Here is a 21,909-nt window from a genome sequence, read left to right as displayed (position 1 = left end):
CTCACACCCTCCTGATGCGGAGTTTGGTTTTGAGGTCTGTGCGGCAGAAGGCGTGGAGGAAGCAGGTTTGTTCCGAGATGTCGAGCATTTCGCGGGCGGTGTCGTCGGATTCGGAGGTTTCCAGGTAGACATGGGTTTCGATCGGGTCGGTCTCGCCGGCCTTGCCGGTGCCGCCGGACGCGCCGCCGAGGCTGAAATGCGTGTCCTGCACGATGCGGTAATCCGGCAGGTCGAGCTTGAGCATCGACACGAACCGCCCGAACTGGGTCATGAAACAAAACCCGATCCCCGCCGAAATCAGCGTGTTGGCGTCGGGCGCGCGGCCGTCCTCGGAGGACAGGAAGCGGAACGAGGTGCCGTAGGGCGAATATTGCATCTGCTGGATCTCCTTGATCCCGTCCGCGCGCAACTCTGCCACCGCCCCGATATTGAGCCGCCGGTCCTGCTCGTCCGCGAGGCTGCCCGCCGAACCCGAAGTGCCCAGAACCACGTCTTTTTTCGGCGTCGGGCCAACCGGTTCCATCAGCGCCAGATCGCCCGGTTCGGCTTGCGATTTCGCGAAATGGTTGCCCGGATCGGGGAACAGCGCGGCGTCCAGCTCGGCCACCTTGGCGGTCGCCAGCGCGCTGCCGTTCTTGCCCAGCTTGAACAGGCTCTCGAGCTGGCCGCGCATCAACCCGTTCAGCGGCGAGGCATAGGTCGCATCCAGCAGGAACTGGTACAGCGCCTTGTCGTCCAGGTCGCAATCGATCTCGACCTGCAGATCGATATTCTCGGCGCCACCCACCATGGTGCGCTTGGGCATCGAGCCCTTCATCGTATAGTAATTATCCTGGATCAACCTGAGCTTGCGAATCTCGACACCCCGGATTTCCGCCAGCGCGGTGATCTCGTTCATGAAGCTCGCGACCATGCCGCTCGACAGAAAGGCCAGCGGACAGGGTGCCGCGTCATGCCCGTTCAGATAGGGCCCCTCGTCCGAGACCAGCCGCCAGGTCACACCGGTCCGCGCCGAACGCACCAGCGCCTCTTTCTGAAACCCGCTCAGCGACCGCACCCAGCTGCGCAACGCATCCCCCTTGCGGTTCTGCGGCGCATCAATCGACACATCATCCGCATTCGACACACGAAAAAACGCCGGCAACGCACTGCCACGGATCAGGTCTTCTCCAAGCTTCGACATCGGGTCTCTCCTAGGCTGCGGTCGAAGCCGGTGCCGACACCGTCTTCAACCTGGTTTTCAAATCGGTGCGACAGAAGGCATGCAGAAAGCAGGTCTGCTCGCTCAGATCGAGCATTTCCCGCGCCACCTCGTCGCTTTCCCGGGTGGTCAGATAGACATGGGTCTCAACCGGGTCGGCCTCGCCGGCCTTGCCGGTGCCGCCGGACGCGCCGCCGAGGCTGAAATGCGTGTCTTGCAGGATCTGGTAGTGTGGCAGATCAAGATTCAGCATCGGCACCAGCCGCCCGAACTGGGTCATGAAGCAAAACCCGATGCCCGCCGAGATATAGCTGGCCGCATCCGGCGCGCGGCCCTGGCCGCCATCCGCCCTGGCCTCGTCCGACAGGAACAGCCATTCCTTGCCATGCGGCGAATACAGTTGCTGGCGGATTTCCTTGACCCCGTCCGCGCGCAGCACCGCCGTTGCGGCGATGTTCAGCCGCCGTTCCTGGTGATCCGACAACGAAGAGGCCACGCGCTCGGTCCCGCCTTTGACCGGTTTCCTTTCGGTCAGGCCCAGATGGGTCAACAGCGGCTCGTCCGGATTGCCGGCCACGGCGCGGTTGCAGGCGTCGCCCGGGTCATCCAGCATCGGCGCGTCGAGCCTCGCCACCTTGTTCGGATCCAGTTCGACACCGTTCCTTGACAGGGTGAACAGGCTATCATGCGCGCCCCGCATCAAGCCGTTCAACGGCGAAGCATGCACCGCGTTCATCAGGAATTGCGTCAGCGCGCCGCCCGCCAGGTCACAGTCGATCTCGACCTGCAATTCCACCGGCTCGGCCCCGCCCACCATGGTGCGTTTCTGCATCGAACCGACCATCGTGTAATAATTGTCCAGCGTCAGCTTCAGGTGCCGGATCCGCACCCCGTCGCGTTTGGCCAGCGCCGTGATCTCGTTCATGTATGAGGCGATCATGCCAACCGTCAGAAAGGACAGCGGCGGCGGCGCGGCATCATGACCGTTCAGGTATTTGCCCTCGTCCGACACCATCCGCCAGGCCAGGCCGGAACGGCGCGAAGCCACCAGCGCCTCTTTCTGAAACCCCGACAGCGACGTGACCAGCGTGCGCAAGGCATCGCCCCGGCGAAGCGCGGGCGTGCCGATCCCGATCTCGTCGAAATTCTCGACCGGACAGATCAGCGGCAATCCGCTTTCGGCAATCTTGTTGTCTCCAAGCGGCATGGCATTGCTCCGTCCACTGGCAGGGTCCCGGATGAGGCGCCACAGGGCATCGTATCCTTTTTAAACCTGCACCCCCTCAATCTAGTGGGCAAACTGACTAAAACGGATACGTTTGTCAATTCTGTATTCAAAATTTGACAAGAACCTTGATTTTGGCCCAAAAATTCCCTGGATACGTATCCATCAGCGTCTTTTGCCAATGACAACGGGGAGCAATATGAGCACGGCCGTGGAATCAGCCCTGACCCAACTGCGCACGATGATCGTCAATGGCGACCTGCCGCTGCATGACCGAATCACCGAAAGCAGCGCCGCGGCGCTGATCGGGCTTTCGCGCACACCGGTCCGCACGGCGCTCAGCCAGCTTGAGTCCGAGGGGCTCCTGGTCAAGCTGGAGGGGCGCGGCTATCGCATTCGCCCCTACAGCTTTGCCGACCTGGAAAAGGCCGCCGAGGTGCGCGGGGCGCTGGAAGGGATCGCCGCCGGACGGCTGGCGCTGCAGGGGCCGGATGCCGACACCGTCGCATCGATCGAACAATCCATCGCGATGACCGAAGCCATCATCCGCCGCGACGCGGTGACCAAGCGCGAGGTCGCCATCTATCAAGAGGCCAACGATATCTATCACCGCGCCATCGTCGGTGCCTGTGGCAACGAATTTGTCGGCTTTGGCCTTGAGCGGATCACCAATATCCCGATCATCGCACCGGGGGCCTTTGCCGAGGTCGAAGGCATGGCGCAGGCCGAGATGCTACGCATGACCGTCGGCCATTCCCAGCATGTCATCATCTGGGACGCCATCAACGCGCGCGATCCGGTCCGCGCCGAAAACATGATGCGCGAACACGCCGGCGCGCCGGTACGTTATGCCAAGCTGTTCATCGGCGATGGCTATCAGCGCAAGCTGTTTGCCTCGGGCATCATCGCCGGCAAGGACGAAACCCCGGAAGGCTGAGGCGCGACCTGGCACCTACAGCAAGGCGTCCGCCATCAGCTTGGCCGCCAGCAGCAGCAGCACGACGAGGATCATCCGGTCGAAACTGCGCGGCGATACCGATCTGGCCAAGCGCCCCCCGATGCGCATGCCCAGCAATTGCGGCACCAGCGCCGCCGCGCCCAGGGCCAGCACAGCCGGCGTCATCACCCCGGCCAGAAACAGCAAGGGCACCTGTATCGCGGCGGTCATGGAAAAGAACAGCGAGATCGTCGGTATGAACACCGCGCGCGACAGCTGCATCGCGTTAAGAAAACTGACCGAGATCGGCGCCGATATGCCAGCCGCGCCCTGAAGCAGACCCGCCGCCGCCCCCAGCGGCGCGGCGAGGCGATCCGCGAGCGCGCGCGACACCGCGAGATTCGGACTCAGCAGTCGCAGGGAAACATAGGCCAGCACCGCCCCCGCGACGATCAATTTGAGTTTGCCCGACGCGAACGTCACCAGCATCCCGGTTCCGAGCGCAACGCCAACCGCCCCGGCAAGGGCAAAGAGCCAGGGAAAGCGCCCCGGTATCCGATCCTGCCGAAAGGTCCAGAGCTGCCAGATATTGGTGCTGAGATTCGGCACGACCATCAGCGCCACGGCCAGTTGTACATCGAAGAACGAAGCCATGACCGGCACCGCCACAACCGGAGACCCCATGCCGATGGCCCCCTTCAGAATACCACCCGCCAGCAAGGCAAAGGCAATCGCGGCAATCGGGGCCGGCTCCATGGTCATATGCAGCATCGGGGTAAACCTGCCGGGTCATTGGGGGTTGGAGTTCGGAAATAACGTATCCGTTTTGGGCCGAATGGCAAGATATTTTACATAAATGGATACATTATTGTCATGACGGATCGGCCACAGCCCGCATCGGATCAGGGTGGCGAGCGCTCACACCTGGATGACCTGGCAGCCATGTTCCGCGCAATGCCGCAAGATCGCCGTCGGAAAGGTGGCACCGCTGACGACAAAGTCGAAATCCCACATATGTCCGGTCTGGCAGGCCAGGTCCAACCCGGTCTTGGTGCTGTCCACGACCAGAACAGTGGCTTTCCCGCAGCCGGAAATCGCCTTGCGCGCGGCGATCTCGTCGGAATTGTAATCCATCACCGCGCCCGACGCGGACAGGCCGCCACAGCTGAACACCGCGAAATCCACCCGGAAATTCGCAAAGAAATCGTGCGCGGCAACGCCGATCATGTCGAGATCCCGCATCCGGACCGATCCCCCGGCCAGCTCGACCGCAACGCCCGGAGCGTTTTGCAGGGCGCAAACCGCGTGGATACTGTTGGAGGCAACGAACAGGTCGCGGTGCGAGGCCAGAAACCGCGCGCATTGCTCGACCGTGGTGCCGGTGCCCAGGGCCACCCGCGCGCCGTCGGGAATCAGGTTCTTGACCGCCAGCGCGATCCGCTGTTTTTCCTGTCGTGCAATTCCTTCGCGCGGCAGGTAGCCGATATTCTCGCTTGGCTGACGCAGCCGAACCATGCCGTTGCGCCGCTGGACCAGCGCGGCTTCGTCCAGATCGCGCAGGTCTGCGCGCACGGTCTGAACCGATACCCCGAGGCGCGCCGACAGTTCCGCCGCCGAAAGCACATCGTTCTCGGACAGCAAGGCAATAATCACGTCGCGCCGTTCGGTTACCTCCAGTCGCACAATGGTTTTCCTTCGAAAGCAGTCACAACTTTTGCGGAGGTTAGGAAAATCTGCTCAATCCCGCAATATATATAAAAATCTTACGGTTCTGTTACATACCCGTTGCAAATTGCCGGGATAAGGCGCCCCTGAAGGACTTTCGTTCGAAAGACAAAACCCCAGGAGAACCTTATGAAACCCGTCCTCGTATCCACTGCCCTGGCGCTTTTGGCGAGCACCGCCATGGCCGACAAGATCACGCTTTACACGTCGCAGCCCAATGCCGATGCGCAGCGGACCGTCGATGCCTTTGTCGCCGCCAATCCCGGCACCGAAGTTGACTGGGTGCGCGATGGCACCACCAAGCTGATGGCCCGCCTGCGGGCCGAAATCGAAGCCGGCAACCCGCAGCCCGACGTGCTGTTGATCGCCGACACCGTGACGCTCGAAGGCATGGCGCAGCAGGGTCTTCTGAACGCCTACCAATCGCCGGAAGCGGCGAATTATGATGCGGCGCTGTACTCTCCCGAGGGCTATTATTACTCCACCAAGCTGATTACCACCGGCCTTGTTTACAACACCGGTGTCGAAACCGCTCCGACCGCATGGGGCGATCTGACGGATGCGTCGGTCAAGGGCCAGATTGCCATGCCGTCGCCGCTCTATTCCGGTGCGGCGCTGATTCATCTTGCCACCCTGACCGGCGACGACACCCTGGGCTGGGAATATTACGAAAGCCTTGCCGCCAACCAGGCGCGCGCGCAGGGCGGCAATGGCGGCACGTTCAAGGCCGTGGCCTCGGGTGAAAAACCCTATGGCATGGTCGTCGACTTCCTCGCGATCCGTAACAAGGCCGATGGGTCGCCGGTGGAATTCGTCTTTCCGGAAGAGGGCGTTTCCTATGTGACCGAACCCGTGGCGATCATGTCCTCGGCCAAAAATGTCCAAGGCGCGCAGAAATTCGTCGACTTCCTGCTGAGCGACAAGGGCCAGGAGCTGGTTCTGGACATGGGCTATATCCCCGCGCGTGACGGCATGGGCGTGCCCGCGGGTTTCCCGGCCCGCGCAGACATCAAGCTGATGGCGTTTGATCCGGCTGAGGCGCTTGCCAACGCCGAAGCCAACAAAACCAAGTTCGCAGAGCTTTTTGGCGCCGAGTGATGACCGCCGCCATGCAAACTGGAGGCAGCCGGGCCGAGACCCGGCTGCTCTCTGCCATTCTGGTTCTGGCGATCTGCCTGACGCTGGCCCCGGTGCTGCGGCTGTTTGTCGAGGGCGTCACCGATCAGGGCGGACCGAGCCTGTCGCTGATGCGCGACGTGCTGTCCCAACCTGCGACCCTGAGCGCGCTCAGGCATTCATTGGTCACGGCGGGAATGGGCACCCTGGTGTCGCTGATCCTGGGATCGGCCTTTGCCTTTCTCGTGGCGCTGACGGATTTGCGGGCCAAGGCGGCGCTGGTGTTCTGCCTGATGATCCCGATGATGATCCCGCCACAGATCACCGCCCTGTCATGGACCCAGATCATGGGGCCGTCCTCGGTGCTGCTCAAGACCCTTGGCATCGCGCCGCCGCTGGGGTCGCCACAGCCGCTCTATTCGCCAGAGGGCATCATCCTGTTGCTGGGCATCCAGCACATGTCGATCATTTTCCTCACCCTGCGCGCCGGGTTGCGTTCGATCCCGCAAGACGTGGTCGAAGCCGCGCGGATCAGCGGCGCAAAGGGGCTGCGCACCTGGTGGCAGGTGGTGATGCCCCTGACCCTGCCCAGCCTCGCGGCGGGCACCGCGATCACATTTGTCACCGCGCTCGGCAATTTCGGGATCCCGGCAATGCTCGGCATCCCCGCCGGCTATGCGACATTGCCCACGCTGGTCTATCAAAAGCTCGCCGGGATGGGGACAACCGTTCTGGCCGAGGTTTCGGTGCTGGCAATCCTGATCGGGGCGGTCGCGGTGACGGGCATCCTGTTGCAACGGTTCTTTCAAAGCCGGCAGAAACTGCACCTTGTCGGCAGCACCTCGCGGCCGCTGGCCCTGCCGCTCGGGGCGGCGCGCCTGCCGGTCGAGATCGCGCTCTGGGCCGTGGTCTGCGCAATCCTCGTGCTGCCGATGTTCGGATTGCTCGCCACGTCGCTGGTGCCGGCCTATGGCGTGCCCCTGCGCGCGGACACGCTGACGCTGAAATCGTGGCACGAGGTGCTGTTCCGCCAGCCGGTGACCACCCGGGCCTTTGCCAATTCCTTTGGGCTGGCGGCGGGGGCCTCGCTGGCGCTGATGGTGCTCTGCCTGCCGCTGGCGTGGCTGATGGAGCGTCGCAGGACGCGGCTGGCCCGGCTCTTTGACAGCCTGCTCGACCTGCCTTATGCGCTGCCCGGCGTGGTGCTGTCGATCGCGATGATCCTGTTGCTGATCAAGCTGCCGTTCACCGAGGCCACGCTCTACGGCACCATCTGGATCATCTTCCTCGCCTATGTCGCGCGTTTCTTTGCGGTCATGTTCCGCCCGATCCAGGCCAGCCTGAAACAGCTTGATCCGGCGATGGACGAGGCGGCGCAATCTGTTGGTGCCTCGCTCTACCGGCGGCTGCGCGACGTGATCCTGCCGCTTTCGGCACCGGCGGCGGCGGCGGGGGCGATCCTCGTGTTCCTGACCGCGTTCAACGAACTCACGGTCTCGGCGCTGCTCTGGTCATCGGGCACCGAGACCCTTGGCGTGGCGATCTTCAATCTCGACGACAGCGGCGAAACCGGCATGGCCAGCGCCCTGGCGATGACCATCGTGTTTGTCGTCATGGCGCTGATGGCACTGATCCAGCTGCTCTCCCGCCGCTTTCCCAAAGGAGTTGTCCCATGGCAGACATAGACCTGTCCTCGGTCGGCAAGACATTCGCGGGCACGCCCGCGCTGCGCGACATCACCACCCGCTTTGAAGATGGCGAGTTCATCGCGCTGCTTGGGCCGTCGGGCTGTGGCAAGACCACGCTCCTGCGGATTCTGGCCGGGTTTGAAACGCTCACCGACGGCCGCCTGCTCATCGGGGCGCGCGAAATGGCCAATGCTGCCACCGGCGCGAACCTGCCCCCCGAAGCGCGCAATATCGGTTTTGTGTTCCAGTCCTACGCGCTGTGGCCGCATATGTCGGTGCGCCGCAACGTGTCTTATCCGCTGGAAATCCGCAGGCTGCCCAAGGCCGAGATCGCACGACAGGTCGATGCGGCGCTCGGCTCGACGGGGCTGGCGGACTATGCCGAACGGATGCCCTCGGAACTCTCGGGCGGTCAGCGGCAGCGGGTGGCGCTGGCGCGGTGCCTTGTTTCCAACCCCTGCGCTGTCCTGCTGGATGAACCGCTGGCCAATCTCGACGTGGCGCTGCGCGCGTCGATGCAGGGCGTGTTCACCGATTTTCACAAACGCACCGGGGCCACGATGGTCTATGTCACCCACGATCAGGCCGAGGCCATGGCCATGGCTGACCGGATCGCGGTGATGGATCAGGGCCGGATTCAGCAATTCGACACCCCGCAATCCCTGTATGAACGCCCCAAGAGCCGCTTTGTCGCCGAGTTCGTCGGGCGGGGCACCGTGGTGCCGGTGCAATCTGTGGACAAGGCGGGCGATACCGTGCGGGCGCGGGTTCTGGGCGCGCGGGTGGCGGTGCAATCCGCGCCCACGCAGGCCCCGCTGAGCCATGTGTGCCTGCGCCCCGAAAACCTCAGCATCGCCGAGACCGGGGACCTGCGCAGCAAGGTGGCGCGCGTCACCTATATGGGCGGCAAGTACCTGCTGGAAACCGTGACCGATTGCGGCGCGCGGCTGTTTGCGGAAACGCGGGCACGGTTCGACGTCGGCGCGCAGCTTGGGCTGACCATCACCACCCCATGGGCATTCTCCGAGGACTAAATGCACAGCATCAGGTTACTATCCGGCATCGGGGACAAGGGCCCCGCATGTGTTCAATTGACCGTGGATGACCGGATCTGGCTTCTGGATTGCGGTTTCGGCCCCGAGGCCCACGCGCATTTCGATCCGGACTGGCTGATCGGGGCCGAGGCGGTGTTCATCACCCATGACCATATCGACCATATCGGCGGGGCCTCGCATGCGGTCGAGGCTGGTCTGCCAATCTATGCCACGGCGCAAACCGCCCGGGCGCTGCCGCCCGCCGCCAAGGTGCATCTGCTGCCCGAGCGGGGCCAGATCACAATCGACGGCGTCACCCTGACCACCGGGCGCAATGGCCATGCGATGGGGGGCGTCTGGCTGCATTTCGAGCTGGGCGAGGGGTTTTTCTATTCCGGCGACTGGTCCGAAGAATCCGACTGGTTCGCGTTTGATGCACCGCCGCCCGCCGCGACCGCCATTCTGGACTGTTCCTATCATCTGGATGACGTACCGCAATCCAAGCGTTTCGCCGATCTGAACCGGCTGCTTGACCAGGTGCCGGGACAGGTGCTCTTGCCGGTGCCGCCCTCGGGACGGGCCGGGGAAATGGCGCTGCACCTGGTCCGGCGGTATGGCTGCGAGAGCGTCATGCTTGACCCGGAATGCCAGGCGGTTCTGCGCGCGGCCCTGAACAGCGGCACGGTCGGCCCCGACGCCCAGAGCATCGCGCCGCTGCTGGATCGCGGGCCGATGGAACAGGCGCGCTTTCTGATCTGCGACACGCCCAACGCCGATGGTGGTGCCGCCTGGGGCTATGTGCGCGCGTGGAACGAAAGCGGGCGACTGGGTCGCGACGCCCATGTGGTGTTCACCGGCCACATGACGGCCCATGCGCGCGGCATTTGCAGCGTTCCGGGCGGGCATTTCCAACGCTGGAACGTCCACCCGCCCCTGCGCGATCAGGTCAGGATGCTAAATCGTCTCGGCGCAAAACGCTTTGCCCCGGCCTTTTGCGCGCGGCCCGAGGAATACCTGGTCGAGGATCTCGACGCCGAGGTGTTCTTTCACGACCGGGTGCGGCTATGACCGGCGCACCCCTGCCCCCGCGCGAATTTGTCCTGATCCGGCATGGCGAGACCACGGCCAATGCCGAAGGCTTCATCGCGGGTGTCACCGATGTGCCGCTCACCGCATACGGGCGCGATCAGGCGCGCGCGCTGGCTGGTCTGCGCTGGCCCAAAGAGATCACGGTTCACGCCAGCCCCCTGTCGCGGGCACGGATGACCGCGGAACTGGCCTTTCCCGGCCACGCCCTCCAGGAACATCCGGGGCTGCGCGAGCGGGATTGGGGCGTGTTCGAAGGCCGCCCGCTCGGCGACCAGCCCCCCCGAGAGGAAACCCCGCAACAGGGCGAAGGCTGGCCCGCGATGCTGAACCGCGTGCAGGCAACAATCACGGAGCTCTGCGCGGCACCCGAAAACGGGCTGCCGATCCTGGTGTGTCACTCGGGCATCATCCGCGCCGTGCGGGTGCTCTGGACCACCGGCGACGTCGGCGCACGCCCCCCCAATGCAACCCCGCTCTTGTTTCGCAGGTCGGGCAATACCCTGTCGGAGAAGATATTTTGACCCAAACAACAACGCCCTGCGTGGTGTTCGATGTCGATGGTACGCTGGCGGAATTCGATGCGGACCGGCTTGGCCATCTGGTGCATGGGCAGGAAAAGCACTGGGATGCGTTTCACGCGGCCATGGCGGATGCCGGGGTAATCGCACCGATCGCGAAACTGATGCGCCGGCTGAAGGACAGCGGCGAAACCGTTCTGATCTGTTCCGGCCGGCCCGAAGGCTGGGCCGCGCACACGATTGCCTGGCTTCGCAAACACGATCTGCCCTTTGACGGAATTTACCTGCGCGCCAGCGATCAGGACCATGCCAGCGACCCCGAGGTCAAGCGCCGCGCACTGAGAGACATGCAGGCGGACGGCTTCACCCCCTGGCTGGTGATCGACGACCGCAGCTCGGTGGTCGAGGCATGGCGCGGCGAAGGGCTGGTCTGCCTGCAATGCGCACCGGGCGATTTCTGAGAACACACGCGGGTTGGACGGCATGGCTGCTGGCGCGAGGCCGGGATTGTTGCGCGGCTCATTTATCTGGTGGTCTGCGACTATCTGACTAAGCTATGCCAACCAAATGCAGAAACCATAATTTCGCAAAGAGGCTCTATGAAAGAGATCGTGAACCTGCCCGCCCTGAATGCCGCACTGGCCACGCTGAACACGCCGACCTCGCTGTTGGTACGCAGCCAGGGGATGCTCTACAGCTGCGGCATCCCACCGTTGGATCTCGAGCGCAAGACGCTGATCGAGGGCGACCTCACCACCCAGACCGAAGCGGTGCTGAGCCTGATGAAAGCGGCGCTCGAAGGGGCGGGATCCAGCCTTGAGAAGGTGGTCAAGATCACCATCTACGTCACCGACACCGCGCATTTCGGTCCGGTGAACGAGGTCTACAAACGCTACTTTACCAGCGATTACCCGGTGCGGTCCTTTGTCGCCGTCTCGCCCTGGCCGCTGCCCTTTGACATTGAAATCGACTGTATCGCCGAAGCCTGATCTGCCGCCAGTGCCCCAAGGGCGATTTCCGGCTCAAGCCGGTGCACCCTGTCGCCCGGCGCATCGCGGCCCTCGACCGAGTCCAGGATGACCCGCGCGGCGGTCTCGCCGATGTCGCGGCGCGCCGTGCGCGAGGTGGCGATCAGGCCCGGAAACCCTTCCAGCAGGCCCAGCCCGTTGAACCCCGCCAGCGCGATTTCGCGGGGCACATCGATCCCGGCGGCAAGGCAATGGCACAGCCCGCCAAAGGCCAGATCGTCATTGGAGAAATAGATGCAATCGATGTCATCCCGCCGCGCCAGCAGCTCTGCGGTCATCTGCCGCCCGCAAGCCACCGGGGGCAGCATGGCCGCACCGGCCTCCATCTGCGACGTTTCGATACTGTCGATGAACGCCAGCCCACGCGCGTGCAGCGCCTCCTGAAACCCCGCTTTGCGCTTGGCGGCCCTGAGATCCGTATCGAGGCTGCGACCGGCATATGCCACGCGCCGCACCCCCGCCCCGACAAGGGCCGCCGCCATGTCATATCCCGCCTCGGCATGCGAGAACCCGACACAGGCATCGACCGGGTCACCATCGCAATCCATGATCTGAACCACGGGGATACCCGCACCCGCAAGCAATCTTCGCGTGTCATCCGGCTGGTCGAGCCCGGCGACGATCAACCCGGCGGGCCGCCAGGACAGCATATTGCGGATCGTCTGGTATTCGGCCGCGGGATCATAATCGGTCACGCCGAATACCGGCTGTAGCGGCGTCCCCCTGAGCGCATCCGTGACCCCGGACATGACCTGCGGAAACACGCTGTTTGACAGGCTCGGCACCACCACCCCGATCAGGTCGGTGCGCTTGCTCGACAGAGACGCCGCCAGGTGATTCCCGTAATAGCCGATCTCGCGCGCGGCGCGGTTGACCTTTTCGACATTGGCCCTGGACACGTCCTTGTCCCCGCGAAGGGCACGCGAGGCGGTCATTTTGCTAACCCCCGCCGCGGCCGCGACATCCACCAGGGTCTTTCGTGTTTTCATAGCCTTGCCGCCATCTGGCCCGTCATCCCGCTCGCAAACCCCGCTCACCCAGCCATGTATTCCGCGCCACGGCAGAGATCTTTTGGTTGACGCAGTATGGCGATCCGTGGCACCGGTATCAATACCGGTATCGATACCGGTTTTCGCGCAACACAGCCAGCTGACAGGAAGAAACCGATATGAACTCCAGCATTTGCCGCAATATCGGCGTCATCGGGCTTGGCTCGATGGGTTACGGCATCGCCGTCTCGGCGCTGCAGGGCGGGCACAGGGTCTGGGGGGGCGATGTCAACCCGGAACCGGCCGCCCGGTTCCGCGACGAGGGCGGTCAACCCGGCACCCCGGCCGACAATGCCCAAGACCTGGACGCGGTTGCCGTGGTTGTTCTGAACGCCGCGCAGACCGAAACCGTGCTGTTCGGTGACGACGGCATCGTTGCCCGGCTGCGGCCCGGCGCGGTTGTTCTGGCCTGCGCCACCGTACCCCCCGCCTTTGCCCGCGACATGGCGGCGCGCTGTGACGCGGTTGGCATCCATTATCTCGACGCCCCGATTTCCGGCGGGTCGATCAAGGCCGCCAGCGGGCAATTGTCGATCATGGCCGCCGGTACGCCAGAGGCTTTTGCCGCTGCCCGGCCGCTGCTTGACAGTATCGCGGAGACGGTGTTCGAGCTGGGCGACACCGCCGGGGCCGGCAGCGCCATGAAGGCGGTGAACCAGCTTCTGGCCGGGGTGCATATCGCCACCATGGCCGAGGCGCTGACCTTTGGCATGACCCAGGGCGTGGCACCGGACAAATTCGTCGAAGTGATCTCGAAATGCGCCGGAACCAGCTGGATGCTGGAAAACCGCGCGCCGCATATCGTGGCCGGAGACTATACCCCGCACAGCGCGGTCAATATCTGGCCCAAGGATCTGGGCATCGTGCTGGACATCGCCAAATCGGCACAGTTCAGCGCGCCGATCACCGCCACCGCGCTACAGCAATTCGTGGCCGCCGCCGGGATGGGACATGGCCGCGAAGACGATGCCGCAGTGGCCAAGGTTTACGCCCGCAACGCGGGGCTGACATTACCGGGAGAAGATTCATGACGACGGTTCTTGGTTGCATCGCCGACGATTTCACCGGGGCGACCGATCTGGCCGGTCTCCTGGCGCGCAGCGGGGTGCGCGTTTCGCTCCGCATCGGCGTGCCGGCCGCCCCGCCATCGGACCCCGCAGCGTTCGAGGTGATCGCGCTCAAGTCCCGCACCGCGCCGGTGGCCGAGGCGGTGGCCGAATGCCGCGCCGCGCTGGCCTGGCTGCAAGACGCCGGGGCACGGCGGTTCTTCTGGAAATACTGCTCAACTTTCGACAGCACCGCCGAGGGCAATATCGGCCCGGTGGCCGAGGCGCTGATGGCGGATCTGGACAGCGACCAGACGATCTATTGCCCGGCCTTCCCGGAAAACGGCCGGTCGATCTTCATGGGGAACCTGTTTGTCGGGCGTCAGCCGCTGGCGGAAAGCCCGATGAAGGATCATCCGCTGACCCCGATGCGCGACAGCAACCTGATGCGGCTGCTGGAGCCGCAAGTGACCCGGCCCGTGGGGCTGGCCGACCGGCTGACAGTCGCTCGCGGGCCAGAGGCGCTGCGGGCGGAACTGGACGCGCTAAAGGCTCGGAATGTGGCGCATGTCGTGGTGGACGCGGTGGCCAACGAAGATTTGGGAGTGATCGCCGAGGCCTGCCGCGACATGCCGTTGATCACCGGGGGCAGCGCGGTTGCAATGCCGCTCCCCGCGCTCTACCTGGCCGACGGCACTCTTTCGGCGGATGCGCCCAAGGCCACGGCACCACGGCTTGGCACCGGCACCATCGTGCTGTCGGGCAGCTGTTCCGCCATGACGAACAAACAGGTGGCCGACTACACCAGCCGGGGCGTCCCCGCATTCCAGCTCGACCCTCTGGCGCTGGCCGAGAGCGGCCCGCAACGGGCGCTCGACTGGCTGGCAAGCCAGAACCTTGACGCCGCCCCGATCATCTACGCCACGGCCAACCCCGAAAGCGTGCGCGCCGCGCAGCAAAAACTGGGCGTTGCGGGCGCGGGCGAGATCGTCGAGGCGACGCTGTCGGCCTGTGCGGTGGCGGCACGCGATGCGGGCGCGCGGCGGGTGATCGTCGCGGGTGGAGAAACCTCGGGTGCGGTCACCAAGGCGCTTGGTGTTTCACAGCTTGACATCGGGGCCGAGATCGCGCCGGGCGTGCCCTGGACCTATTGCCGCTCGGGCGGGCACCAGATCGCGCTCACGCTGAAATCCGGCAATTTCGGCACCGAAACCTTCTTCTCGGACGCGCAGAAAATGGTGAAGTCATGAGCGAGGAAACCCGCCTGCGCGAACAGATCTGCCTCTTGGCCAAATCCATGTTCGACCGTGGCCTGACCGGCGGCAGCACCGGCAACATCTCGGCCCGGACGCCGGATGGCGGCTTGCTGGTCTCGCCCACCGGCACCAGTTTCGGACGGCTTGATCCTGCCCGGCTCAGCCGGTTCGACGCGGCGGGTGCCCATATCGACGGCGACAAACCGACCAAGGAGATGCCGTTGCATGCGGCATTTTACGACACCCGCAGCACGGCGGGCGCGGTGGTGCATCTGCATTCCTGCCATTCGGTGGCGCTGTCGATGATGCCGGATGTGGATGCGGACAATTTCCTGCCGCCGCTGACGCCCTACGGCATCATGAAGCTGGGCCGTGTCAAGCTGTTGCCCTTTTTCATGCCCGGCGATCCGGCGATGGGCGAGGCGGTGCGCGGGCTTGCGGGCAAACGCAGCGCGGTGATGCTGGCCAATCATGGCCCCGTCGTGGCCGGCAAGGATGTCGAGGCCGCGTGCAATGCCATCGAAGAGCTCGAAGACACGGCGCGGCTGGCGATGATGACGCGGGGGATGAACCCGCGCGGCCTGAGCCCGGCGCAGGTTCAGGCGCTTGTCACCAAATTCGACGTGGAGTGGGACGCATGAAATTTTCCGCCAACCTGGGGTTCCTGTGGACCGATCGCCCGCTGCCCGAGGCCATTCGCGCCGCCAAGGCGGCGGGATTCGACGCCGTGGAATGTCACTGGCCCTATGATGTGCCGCCCGGGGCCGTGAAATCCGCGCTGGATGATACCGGTCTTGTGATGCTGGGGCTCAATACCCGGCGCGGTGACGTGGCGGCGGGCGAGAATGGCCTGTCCGCGCTCCCCGGTCGCGAGGCCGAGGCACGGGCCGCCATTGACCAGGCCATTGCCTATGCCACCGCCACCGCCACGCCCAACATCCATGTCATGGCGGGCTTTGCCGAGGGCGACGCGGCGCGCGAGGTCTTTGTCTCGAACCTGAAATACGCCTGTGACGCGGCGCGCCCGCATGGCATCACCATCCTGATCGAACCGCTCAACCGCTATGACGCGCCCGGCTATTTCCTGACGACGACCGGTCAGGCGCTGGCGATCATCGATCATGTCGATGCTGGCAACCTGAAACTGATGTTCGATTGCTATCATGTGCAGTTGATGGAGGGCGACCTGACCCACAGGATCAAGGCGCTGTTGCCATCAATCGGACATATCCAGTTCGCCTCGGTCCCGGATCGCGGCGCGCCCGATCACGGGGAAATCAACTATGACCATGTGTTCCGGGTCATCTCGCATCTCGGATACGTTGCTCCGCTGGGCGCGGAATACAAACCCGGCGGCAATACCGACGATACGTTGGGATGGATGACAGGCCTGGCCGCCCGGCATCGATAGGCGCAGGCACTCAGGAGCCGAGATATTGCAGCGCCGGATCGATGAAATTGGTATGCCCCCAGGGCGGGTATTGATCGCGCATGGTCACGCCCAAGTCGTCGATTTTCCGGCCCGCCCGCTGTACGAGGGTCTCGCCACGGGCCCCAGATTTGCGCCGCTCCAATGGGGCAACTGGGGCAACTGGGGCAAAAGTTCGGCCGGGCTTGTCCTTGGCCAATACGCGCTTTGCCTGACCAGCCGGTTACTGATCAAAACGCCGCGACCACGCGCGATTTCCGCCCTAGCCGTCCCCGCCCACGCTTTCGAGTTCGCGCGCCGACAGCAAGTAGTAATTGCGCATGGGCGCATTGATCGTGGCATCCGCAAGGTCGCGCATGGCGGTGATCTTGATCTCGCGCCCGGCGGCGTCTTGTCCCACCGCAATCAACCGGTCCGCCAGCTCCATCGCCCATTGCGGATCTTTCGCAAGCGCACTCCTCGCGGCCTGTGCGACCGCCTCGGCCCCACCGGCCAGCGCGACAAAACGCTGCGCCTCCTCTGCCGGAGGCAACCGGCCCAGGTTGGTGGGATTGCCGTCAAACCACCCCAGCGTCCCGGCGTAATAGGCCTGTGCCGCGAAACCGATATGGCCGTAGAACTCCTTGAGATACGGCTTGTCGGCGAGATCCGCAGGCAGCCTGAGCCCGGCCGCAATGGTGACCGGATCAAGCCCCGCATTCATCCCGGTCACGGTTTCGCTCACCACGTGGCGGATCGCATCACGATAGCCGGTCAGCGCGTCCCGGATCGCATCGGCCCCGATCACCGGCAGGGTATGGCCCGGTACGAGGATCTCGGGCCGGTAGGCCATCAGCTGATCCATCGTCGCCGCCCAGGCGTCAAAATCGCGATATGGGGTGCCCCGGATCGCATAGAGGTTCGGGAAGGCATGATAGAAATTATCGCCGCTGAACAGGATACGATCCCGCGCAAGCCATGCCACCAGATGGTCGGGGGTTTCGCCCGGTGCCCGCGCCAGTTCCAGCTCGAACCCCTCAAGCGTCACGGTTATCGTCTCGGCAACCCGGATGGTAGGAGGCATGAACCCCGCGCCCATGCCCTGCATCGGGCGATCACCGGGGCCGACACCCAGGCTTACCCGTTCGTCACCCGGCAGGCTGATGCCGAATTGCCGCTTGGTGCGCGCCATCAGGGCCGCGTTGGGGGCGGGGCGGGCATCATCCACCTTGACCAGATCCGAGGAAAAATTGTCAGCCGCGTAGATCTGTACATCACGACCCTCGGCAAAGACGCTTGCACCCGAAATGTGATCGCGATGGGAATGGGTGTAGATGATCGTCGTGACCGGCAGGTCACAGACCGCACGGAAATCGGCCAGGACATTGGTTGCGGCCTGGGTCGTTTCGGTGGTGTCGATCACCACCACCCCGCTGTCACCCACAAGAAAGCCGACATTGGATGCGGCATAGCCCACGGCGACATGGACGCGGTCCGACAGTTTGTGCAGTTTCTTTTCGAATTGCGCGTTCTGGGCAAGAAGCTCTGGATGTGCGGGCATGGCCAACCTCACTGTTTGGATGTGATAAACTCCGCGGCGGAGTAGGATACGAGATCCGATACGGTCAGCGCACCGTCCCGTTTCTCGAAGGTTTCGATATAGTCGATCATCGTGTGGGAATGTTCGCGCATCATGGCTTCGGCCCGGGCGGCATCGCCGCTGGCAATCGCGTCATGGATGACCTTGTGCTGCGCATTTCCCAGCCGCAGGCGGAACAGGCCGCGTTCCAGCTGCTGCGGTGTTTCAAGCATCGCTTGGTCAAACACCATGGATCCCGCCGACAGCATCGGCAGGTGGCTGATCTGCTGACAGGCAAATCCGACATAACTGTTGCCGCAACCTTTCAGGATCGAGCCATGGAACAGCTCGTTGGCGGCCTGCATCCGGCGGATCGAAGCCTCGTCCAGACGACCGCGATCGACCAGTTCGCCGATGGATTCGATCGCCTCGATCATGGCGGGCAAGAAATCACGCTTGCCCGGCGCGGCGGCCATCAGGCGCGCGGCGAGGCTTTCCAGATGGCCACGCACCTCCACGGCCTGGCGGATGTCGGCAATCGTGACATTCTGGATACGATAGCCCCGCCCCTCGCCGCGGATGATAATCCCCTCGCGTTCGAGGATGCGCAGCGCAAGCCGCACCGGGGTGCGCGACACCTGGTGGGTTTCGCATAACTGCGCCTCGGTGAGACGTTCATCCTGCGCATAGACACCGTGAATGATGTCTCCCCGGATGCGTGCGGCGAGTTCGCTGTCGATCGAGTCCATGACCCATATTGATCGATTTTGGGATCCTAAAGTCAAGGAAGAAACCGGTGCTTTGCACATATTTTGCAAAATTTCTCTTGATTTGGGATCCAATAGCATGCCTATTTAGGGCGACTCAGTCATTCGCCGGACTCATCGAATGGGGATTTGGGATCCCAATTCTTTGTCGGCGGCGGGTATTGTTCAGGGAGGGACGGATGGGTTTGAGGCGTTTGTTGGGTGTTGTTGTAGCGGCGTTTGGGGTTGGGGTTTCGGCGGTTCCGGCGGGGTCGGACGAGTTGACGGTTGCGACGTTTGTGCCGCCTCAGCATCATACGAACACGGTTATGTTTTCGTGGTTTGGCGAGGAGCTTGAGAAGCGGTCCGGGGGGACGTTGACGATGAAGCTTTTCCCGGCGGGGCAGCTTGGTGCGGGTCCGGTTCAGCAATACAAGCGCGCGGTCGAGGGGGTTGCGGACATCACCTTTGGCGTTTCGGCCTATACGCCGGCGCTGTTTCCCAAGACGATGCTGGCGATCCTGCCGGGCAAGTCGGAGAGTTCGGCGGAGGCGACCCGGCGTATGCTGGCGGCGTTTGACGCGCATCTGGCGGATGAATACGAGGACGTGAAGGTGATCGGCCTGACCACCGCCGCCGGGATCGGGATCGCGGCGACGCGGGACATGTCGACGATGGAGGGGCTCAAGGGGGCCAAGGTGGTGCCCTATGCGGCGCTGACCACGCCGATTGTCGAGGCGATGGGCGCGGTTCCGGTGCAGATGCCGGTGACCGAGATGTATACGGGCCTGTCCACCGGCACCATCGACGGCGCCTATTCGACCTATAACAACATGACGCCGCCGTGGAATTTCTGGGATGTGGCATCGCATTTCGTGACCAATGTGCCGGTGCAGCACGCGGTGATCTTCGTGGTGATGAACCGCGACCGTTACGAGGGTCTGAGCGAGGCCCACCGCGCGATCATCGACGAGCTGGCGGGCGAGGCCGCGTCGATGAAGCTGGCCGAGAGCTTTGACGGGGCCGACGCGAAATCGCTGGCCATCATGCAGCAGACCAGCGGCAAGAATTACACGCTGGTCGAGGTGTCGGACGACGAGCGCGCCAGGATGGATGCCGCGGTGGCCGAGGGGCTCAAGGTGATCTTTGCCGATTACGCGGAGCGCGGCATCGACAATGCCGAGGCCATCTACAACGCGCTCAACCAGTAACCCCGCAACCGGGGCGCGCCGCCCCGGTCTGCCGCGGTTTCCCCTGGAGGACCCCATGACGCATGAACCGAAACTGCCCGGCATCATCGCGATGCTGGACCGTCTGCTGATCCTGTTTTCGCTGATCCTGGGCGGTGCGACGCTGGTATTCATGACCGGGTTTTCGGTCTGGAACGTGCTGGTCATGCGCAAGGCGCTGAACAGCCCGATCGTCGGGGCCGAGGACCTGCTGATCCTGTCGCTGGTGGTGATCGTTGCCCTGTCGGTGCCGCTGGGGGCGCGGACCGGGGCGCATATCGAGATCGAGGTGCTGGAATCGCGGATGTCCGCCGGCTTTGCCAAATGGTCGATGGTGGCGGTCAAGCTGCTGGCGGTTGGCCTGCTTGCGCTCATGGCCTGGCGGCTGTGGCATGCCGGTCAGAGCGCCGCGAAATTCGGTGAGACCACGCAACAGCTGCTGATTTCCTTTGGTCCGTTCTACCACATGCTGTCGGTCTCGGCGGCGATCTACGCGGCGGTCATCGTCCTGGACATCTGGCAATTGCTGCGCTCCGGCAAGGTCGCGCCGCTCAGGATCGGTGGAGAGCTGTGATGATCGACATGACCCTCCTGGGGCTGCTGGGTCTGCTGGCCCTCTTCGTTCTGCTGGCGCTGCGCATGCCGGTTGCCCTGTCGATGCTGGGGGTCGGCTTTGCCGGCACCGTCATCGCCAATGCCAACAAGTTCATCGCCGTCGGCATGGAGGCCGGCCAGGCCTGGGCGCGGGGCTGGACCATCGCCTATTCCAACCTTGCCGGCGAGACCTTCGAGGCGGCGTCGAACTTCAACCTGCTGGTGATCCCGATGTTCGTGCTGATGGGCAATCTCGCGGGTGTGTCGGGCATGTCCAACGACCTGTTTGCCGCCGCCTATCGCTGGATGGGGCACATGCGGGGCGGGCTGGCCTCGGCGACCATCGCCGCCTGTGCCGGCTTTGCGGCGCTCTCGGGGTCTTCGCTGGCCTCGGCGGTCACCATGGGCCGCGTCGCGCTGCCCGAGATGAAGCGCTACAACTACGCCGACAGCCTCGCCACCGGGTCGGTGGCGGCGGGCGGAACGCTGGGCTTTCTGATCCCGCCCTCGGGGGGCATGATCATCTATGCGGTGCTGACCGAGCAATCCATCGGCCGGCTGTTCATGGCCGGTGTCTTTCCGGGCATCATCCTGACGCTGCTGTTCATCGGCGCGATCTATCTCGTGGTGGCGCGCAAGCCCGAATCCGGGCCGCGCGGCGCGGTCTCGAGCCGGGCCGAACGCCTGGCGGCGGGCTGGCGCGCCGCGCCGATCCTGAGCGTCGTCCTGATCACCATCGGCGGCATGTACACGGGGTTCTTCACCCCGGTCGAGGCCTCTTCGGTGGGGGCTTTCCTGACCTTCCTCGTGGCCCTGTGGCGGCGCCGGCTGGACCCCGCCGCGCTGCGGGCGGTGATCCTGCAGACGATGAATGCCACCGCGACCGTGTTCCTGATCATCATCGGCGCCTTTGTCTTCATCCCGTTCATGTCGATCACCGAGGTGCCGGCCCAGCTGGTGACCCTGCTGACCTCGCTGCCGATCGGCGACCTGGGCGTGCTGCTGGTGATCATCCTGGCCTACATGTTCCTGGGCATGTTCCTGGAATCCATGGCGATGCTGGTGCTGACCATCCCGGTGGTCATCCCGATCGCCATCGGGCTGGACTGGGACCTGATCTGGTTCGGCATCATCGTGGTGATCGTGCTCGAGATGGGCATGATCTCGCCGCCGGTGGGGATCAATGTCTTCATCGTCAAATCCATCGCCCCCGACGTGCCGATGGGCCAGATTTTCCGCGGCATCTGGCCGTTCTGGTTCGCCATGGCGGCCATGCTCGGGCTTCTCATCCTCTTTCCGCAGATCGCGCTTTTCCTGCCCCGGGCGATTGTCGGCGGGTAGCACAAGACAGGAGACGTCTCATGGACGCGCAGACAGATATCAGAACGCTTCGGCACTTTATCGGCGGTGACTGGTGCGCCGCCGGGGGCGGCGAAACCCT

22 protein-coding genes are annotated in these 21,909 nt (G+C 64.1%); 15 read left to right on the top strand and 7 right to left on the bottom strand.

Features of this window, described 5'->3' with window-relative positions:
- Position 1: 1 nt before the first annotated feature.
- Together ACP15R_RS26230 and ACP15R_RS26225 are read right to left on the bottom strand one after the other, a co-directional pair.
- The gene (locus tag ACP15R_RS26230) at positions 2-1,183 is read right to left on the bottom strand and encodes an OsmC family protein (protein ID WP_424988067.1); all 1,182 of its coding nucleotides are present in this window, start codon (positions 1,181-1,183) and stop codon (positions 2-4) included.
- Positions 1,184-1,193: 10 nt separating this feature from the next.
- The gene (locus tag ACP15R_RS26225; RefSeq protein WP_424988802.1) at positions 1,194-2,408 is read right to left on the bottom strand and encodes an OsmC family protein; all 1,215 of its coding nucleotides are present in this window, start codon (positions 2,406-2,408) and stop codon (positions 1,194-1,196) included.
- A 217-nt stretch (positions 2,409-2,625) separates the two neighbouring features.
- Between ACP15R_RS26225 and ACP15R_RS26220 the strand changes: the two genes are divergently transcribed.
- Positions 2,626-3,363, top strand: coding sequence for a GntR family transcriptional regulator (locus tag ACP15R_RS26220; protein ID WP_424988801.1), 738 nt, complete (start codon positions 2,626-2,628; stop codon positions 3,361-3,363).
- Positions 3,364-3,378: 15 nt separating this feature from the next.
- On the opposite strand, the gene ACP15R_RS26215 is transcribed toward ACP15R_RS26220, so the two are convergent.
- Both ACP15R_RS26215 and ACP15R_RS26210 read right to left on the bottom strand, forming a co-directional pair.
- The gene (locus tag ACP15R_RS26215) at positions 3,379-4,134 is read right to left on the bottom strand and encodes a sulfite exporter TauE/SafE family protein (protein WP_424988800.1); all 756 of its coding nucleotides are present in this window, start codon (positions 4,132-4,134) and stop codon (positions 3,379-3,381) included.
- 147 nt (positions 4,135-4,281) lie between these two features.
- Positions 4,282-5,046, bottom strand: coding sequence for a DeoR/GlpR family DNA-binding transcription regulator (locus ACP15R_RS26210; RefSeq protein ID WP_424988799.1), 765 nt, complete (start codon positions 5,044-5,046; stop codon positions 4,282-4,284).
- A gap of 171 nt (positions 5,047-5,217) precedes the next feature.
- Between ACP15R_RS26210 and ACP15R_RS26205 the strand changes: the two genes are divergently transcribed.
- The 7 genes from ACP15R_RS26205 to ACP15R_RS26175 all read left to right on the top strand — a co-directional run bounded on the left by ACP15R_RS26205 (position 5,218) and on the right by ACP15R_RS26175 (position 11,522).
- Positions 5,218-6,186: an ABC transporter substrate-binding protein gene (locus tag ACP15R_RS26205; protein WP_424988798.1), complete on the top strand. Its 969-nt coding sequence runs from the start codon at positions 5,218-5,220 to the stop codon at positions 6,184-6,186.
- Positions 6,187-6,197: 11 nt separating this feature from the next.
- Positions 6,198-7,889, top strand: a complete 1,692-nt coding sequence (locus tag ACP15R_RS26200; protein WP_424988797.1) for an ABC transporter permease — start codon at positions 6,198-6,200, stop codon at positions 7,887-7,889.
- Complete coding sequence (locus tag ACP15R_RS26195) at positions 7,877-8,926, top strand: ABC transporter ATP-binding protein (protein ID WP_424988796.1); 1,050 nt, start codon at positions 7,877-7,879, stop codon at positions 8,924-8,926. Before ACP15R_RS26200 ends, ACP15R_RS26195 begins: the two co-directional genes overlap by 13 nt.
- Positions 8,927-9,994, top strand: coding sequence for an MBL fold metallo-hydrolase (locus tag ACP15R_RS26190; RefSeq protein WP_424988795.1), 1,068 nt, complete (start codon positions 8,927-8,929; stop codon positions 9,992-9,994).
- Positions 9,991-10,536 carry a histidine phosphatase family protein gene (locus tag ACP15R_RS26185; RefSeq protein ID WP_424988794.1) on the top strand — a complete coding sequence of 182 codons (546 nt, stop codon included), beginning with the start codon at positions 9,991-9,993 and terminating at the stop codon, positions 10,534-10,536. The genes ACP15R_RS26190 and ACP15R_RS26185 overlap by 4 nt, the downstream gene beginning before the upstream one ends.
- Positions 10,533-10,994, top strand: coding sequence for an HAD family acid phosphatase (locus ACP15R_RS26180; protein ID WP_424988793.1), 462 nt, complete (start codon positions 10,533-10,535; stop codon positions 10,992-10,994). Before ACP15R_RS26185 ends, ACP15R_RS26180 begins: the two co-directional genes overlap by 4 nt.
- A gap of 138 nt (positions 10,995-11,132) precedes the next feature.
- Positions 11,133-11,522 (top strand): RidA family protein, encoded by a 390-nt coding sequence (locus ACP15R_RS26175; RefSeq protein ID WP_424988792.1) that lies wholly within the window; start codon positions 11,133-11,135, stop codon positions 11,520-11,522.
- On the opposite strand, the gene ACP15R_RS26170 is transcribed toward ACP15R_RS26175, so the two are convergent.
- On the bottom strand, positions 11,441-12,550 hold the full coding sequence (locus tag ACP15R_RS26170) for a LacI family DNA-binding transcriptional regulator (RefSeq protein WP_424988791.1): 1,110 nt from the start codon (positions 12,548-12,550) through the stop codon (positions 11,441-11,443). The two genes, ACP15R_RS26175 and ACP15R_RS26170, sit on opposite strands and share 82 nt — an antisense overlap.
- Positions 12,551-12,729: 179 nt before the next feature.
- Between ACP15R_RS26170 and ltnD the strand changes: the two genes are divergently transcribed.
- Genes ltnD through ACP15R_RS26150 form a run of 4 tightly spaced genes read left to right on the top strand, consistent with a single transcriptional unit; the run spans position 12,730 to position 16,323 of the window.
- Positions 12,730-13,641 (top strand): L-threonate dehydrogenase, encoded by a 912-nt coding sequence (ltnD, locus tag ACP15R_RS26165; protein WP_424988790.1) that lies wholly within the window; start codon positions 12,730-12,732, stop codon positions 13,639-13,641.
- Positions 13,638-14,906 (top strand): 3-oxo-tetronate kinase, encoded by a 1,269-nt coding sequence (otnK, locus tag ACP15R_RS26160; protein WP_424988789.1) that lies wholly within the window; start codon positions 13,638-13,640, stop codon positions 14,904-14,906. Before ltnD ends, otnK begins: the two co-directional genes overlap by 4 nt.
- Positions 14,903-15,553 carry an aldolase gene (locus ACP15R_RS26155; protein WP_424988788.1) on the top strand — a complete coding sequence of 217 codons (651 nt, stop codon included), beginning with the start codon at positions 14,903-14,905 and terminating at the stop codon, positions 15,551-15,553. Before otnK ends, ACP15R_RS26155 begins: the two co-directional genes overlap by 4 nt.
- Entirely contained in the window at positions 15,550-16,323 is a 774-nt protein-coding gene (locus tag ACP15R_RS26150; RefSeq protein ID WP_424988787.1) for a hydroxypyruvate isomerase family protein, read from the top strand. Before ACP15R_RS26155 ends, ACP15R_RS26150 begins: the two co-directional genes overlap by 4 nt.
- 280 nt (positions 16,324-16,603) lie before the next feature.
- Here the strand turns inward: ACP15R_RS26150 and ACP15R_RS26145 are convergent, their stop codons facing one another.
- The gene (locus tag ACP15R_RS26145) at positions 16,604-17,881 is read right to left on the bottom strand and encodes an alkyl sulfatase dimerization domain-containing protein (protein ID WP_424988786.1); all 1,278 of its coding nucleotides are present in this window, start codon (positions 17,879-17,881) and stop codon (positions 16,604-16,606) included.
- A gap of 8 nt (positions 17,882-17,889) precedes the next feature.
- Positions 17,890-18,648, bottom strand: a complete 759-nt coding sequence (locus ACP15R_RS26140) for a GntR family transcriptional regulator (RefSeq protein WP_424988785.1) — start codon at positions 18,646-18,648, stop codon at positions 17,890-17,892.
- Between the two features lie 197 nt (positions 18,649-18,845).
- Between ACP15R_RS26140 and ACP15R_RS26135 the strand changes: the two genes are divergently transcribed.
- From ACP15R_RS26135 to ACP15R_RS26125, 3 genes are read left to right on the top strand one after another with little or no spacing between them, the layout of a single operon-like run.
- A complete protein-coding gene (locus ACP15R_RS26135; RefSeq protein ID WP_424988784.1) occupies positions 18,846-19,856 on the top strand; it encodes a TRAP transporter substrate-binding protein in 1,011 nt (336 codons plus the stop codon).
- Positions 19,857-19,911: 55 nt separating this feature from the next.
- On the top strand, positions 19,912-20,448 hold the full coding sequence (locus tag ACP15R_RS26130; protein ID WP_424988782.1) for a TRAP transporter small permease: 537 nt from the start codon (positions 19,912-19,914) through the stop codon (positions 20,446-20,448).
- Positions 20,448-21,809, top strand: a complete 1,362-nt coding sequence (locus tag ACP15R_RS26125; protein ID WP_424988783.1) for a TRAP transporter large permease — start codon at positions 20,448-20,450, stop codon at positions 21,807-21,809. Before ACP15R_RS26130 ends, ACP15R_RS26125 begins: the two co-directional genes overlap by 1 nt.
- Positions 21,810-21,909 lie beyond the last annotated feature (100 nt).

Source organism: Microbulbifer sp. S227A (assembly GCF_049800935.1).
The sequence above is the reverse complement of the archived record's forward strand: the minus strand, read 5'-3'. Positions and strand labels throughout refer to the sequence as shown.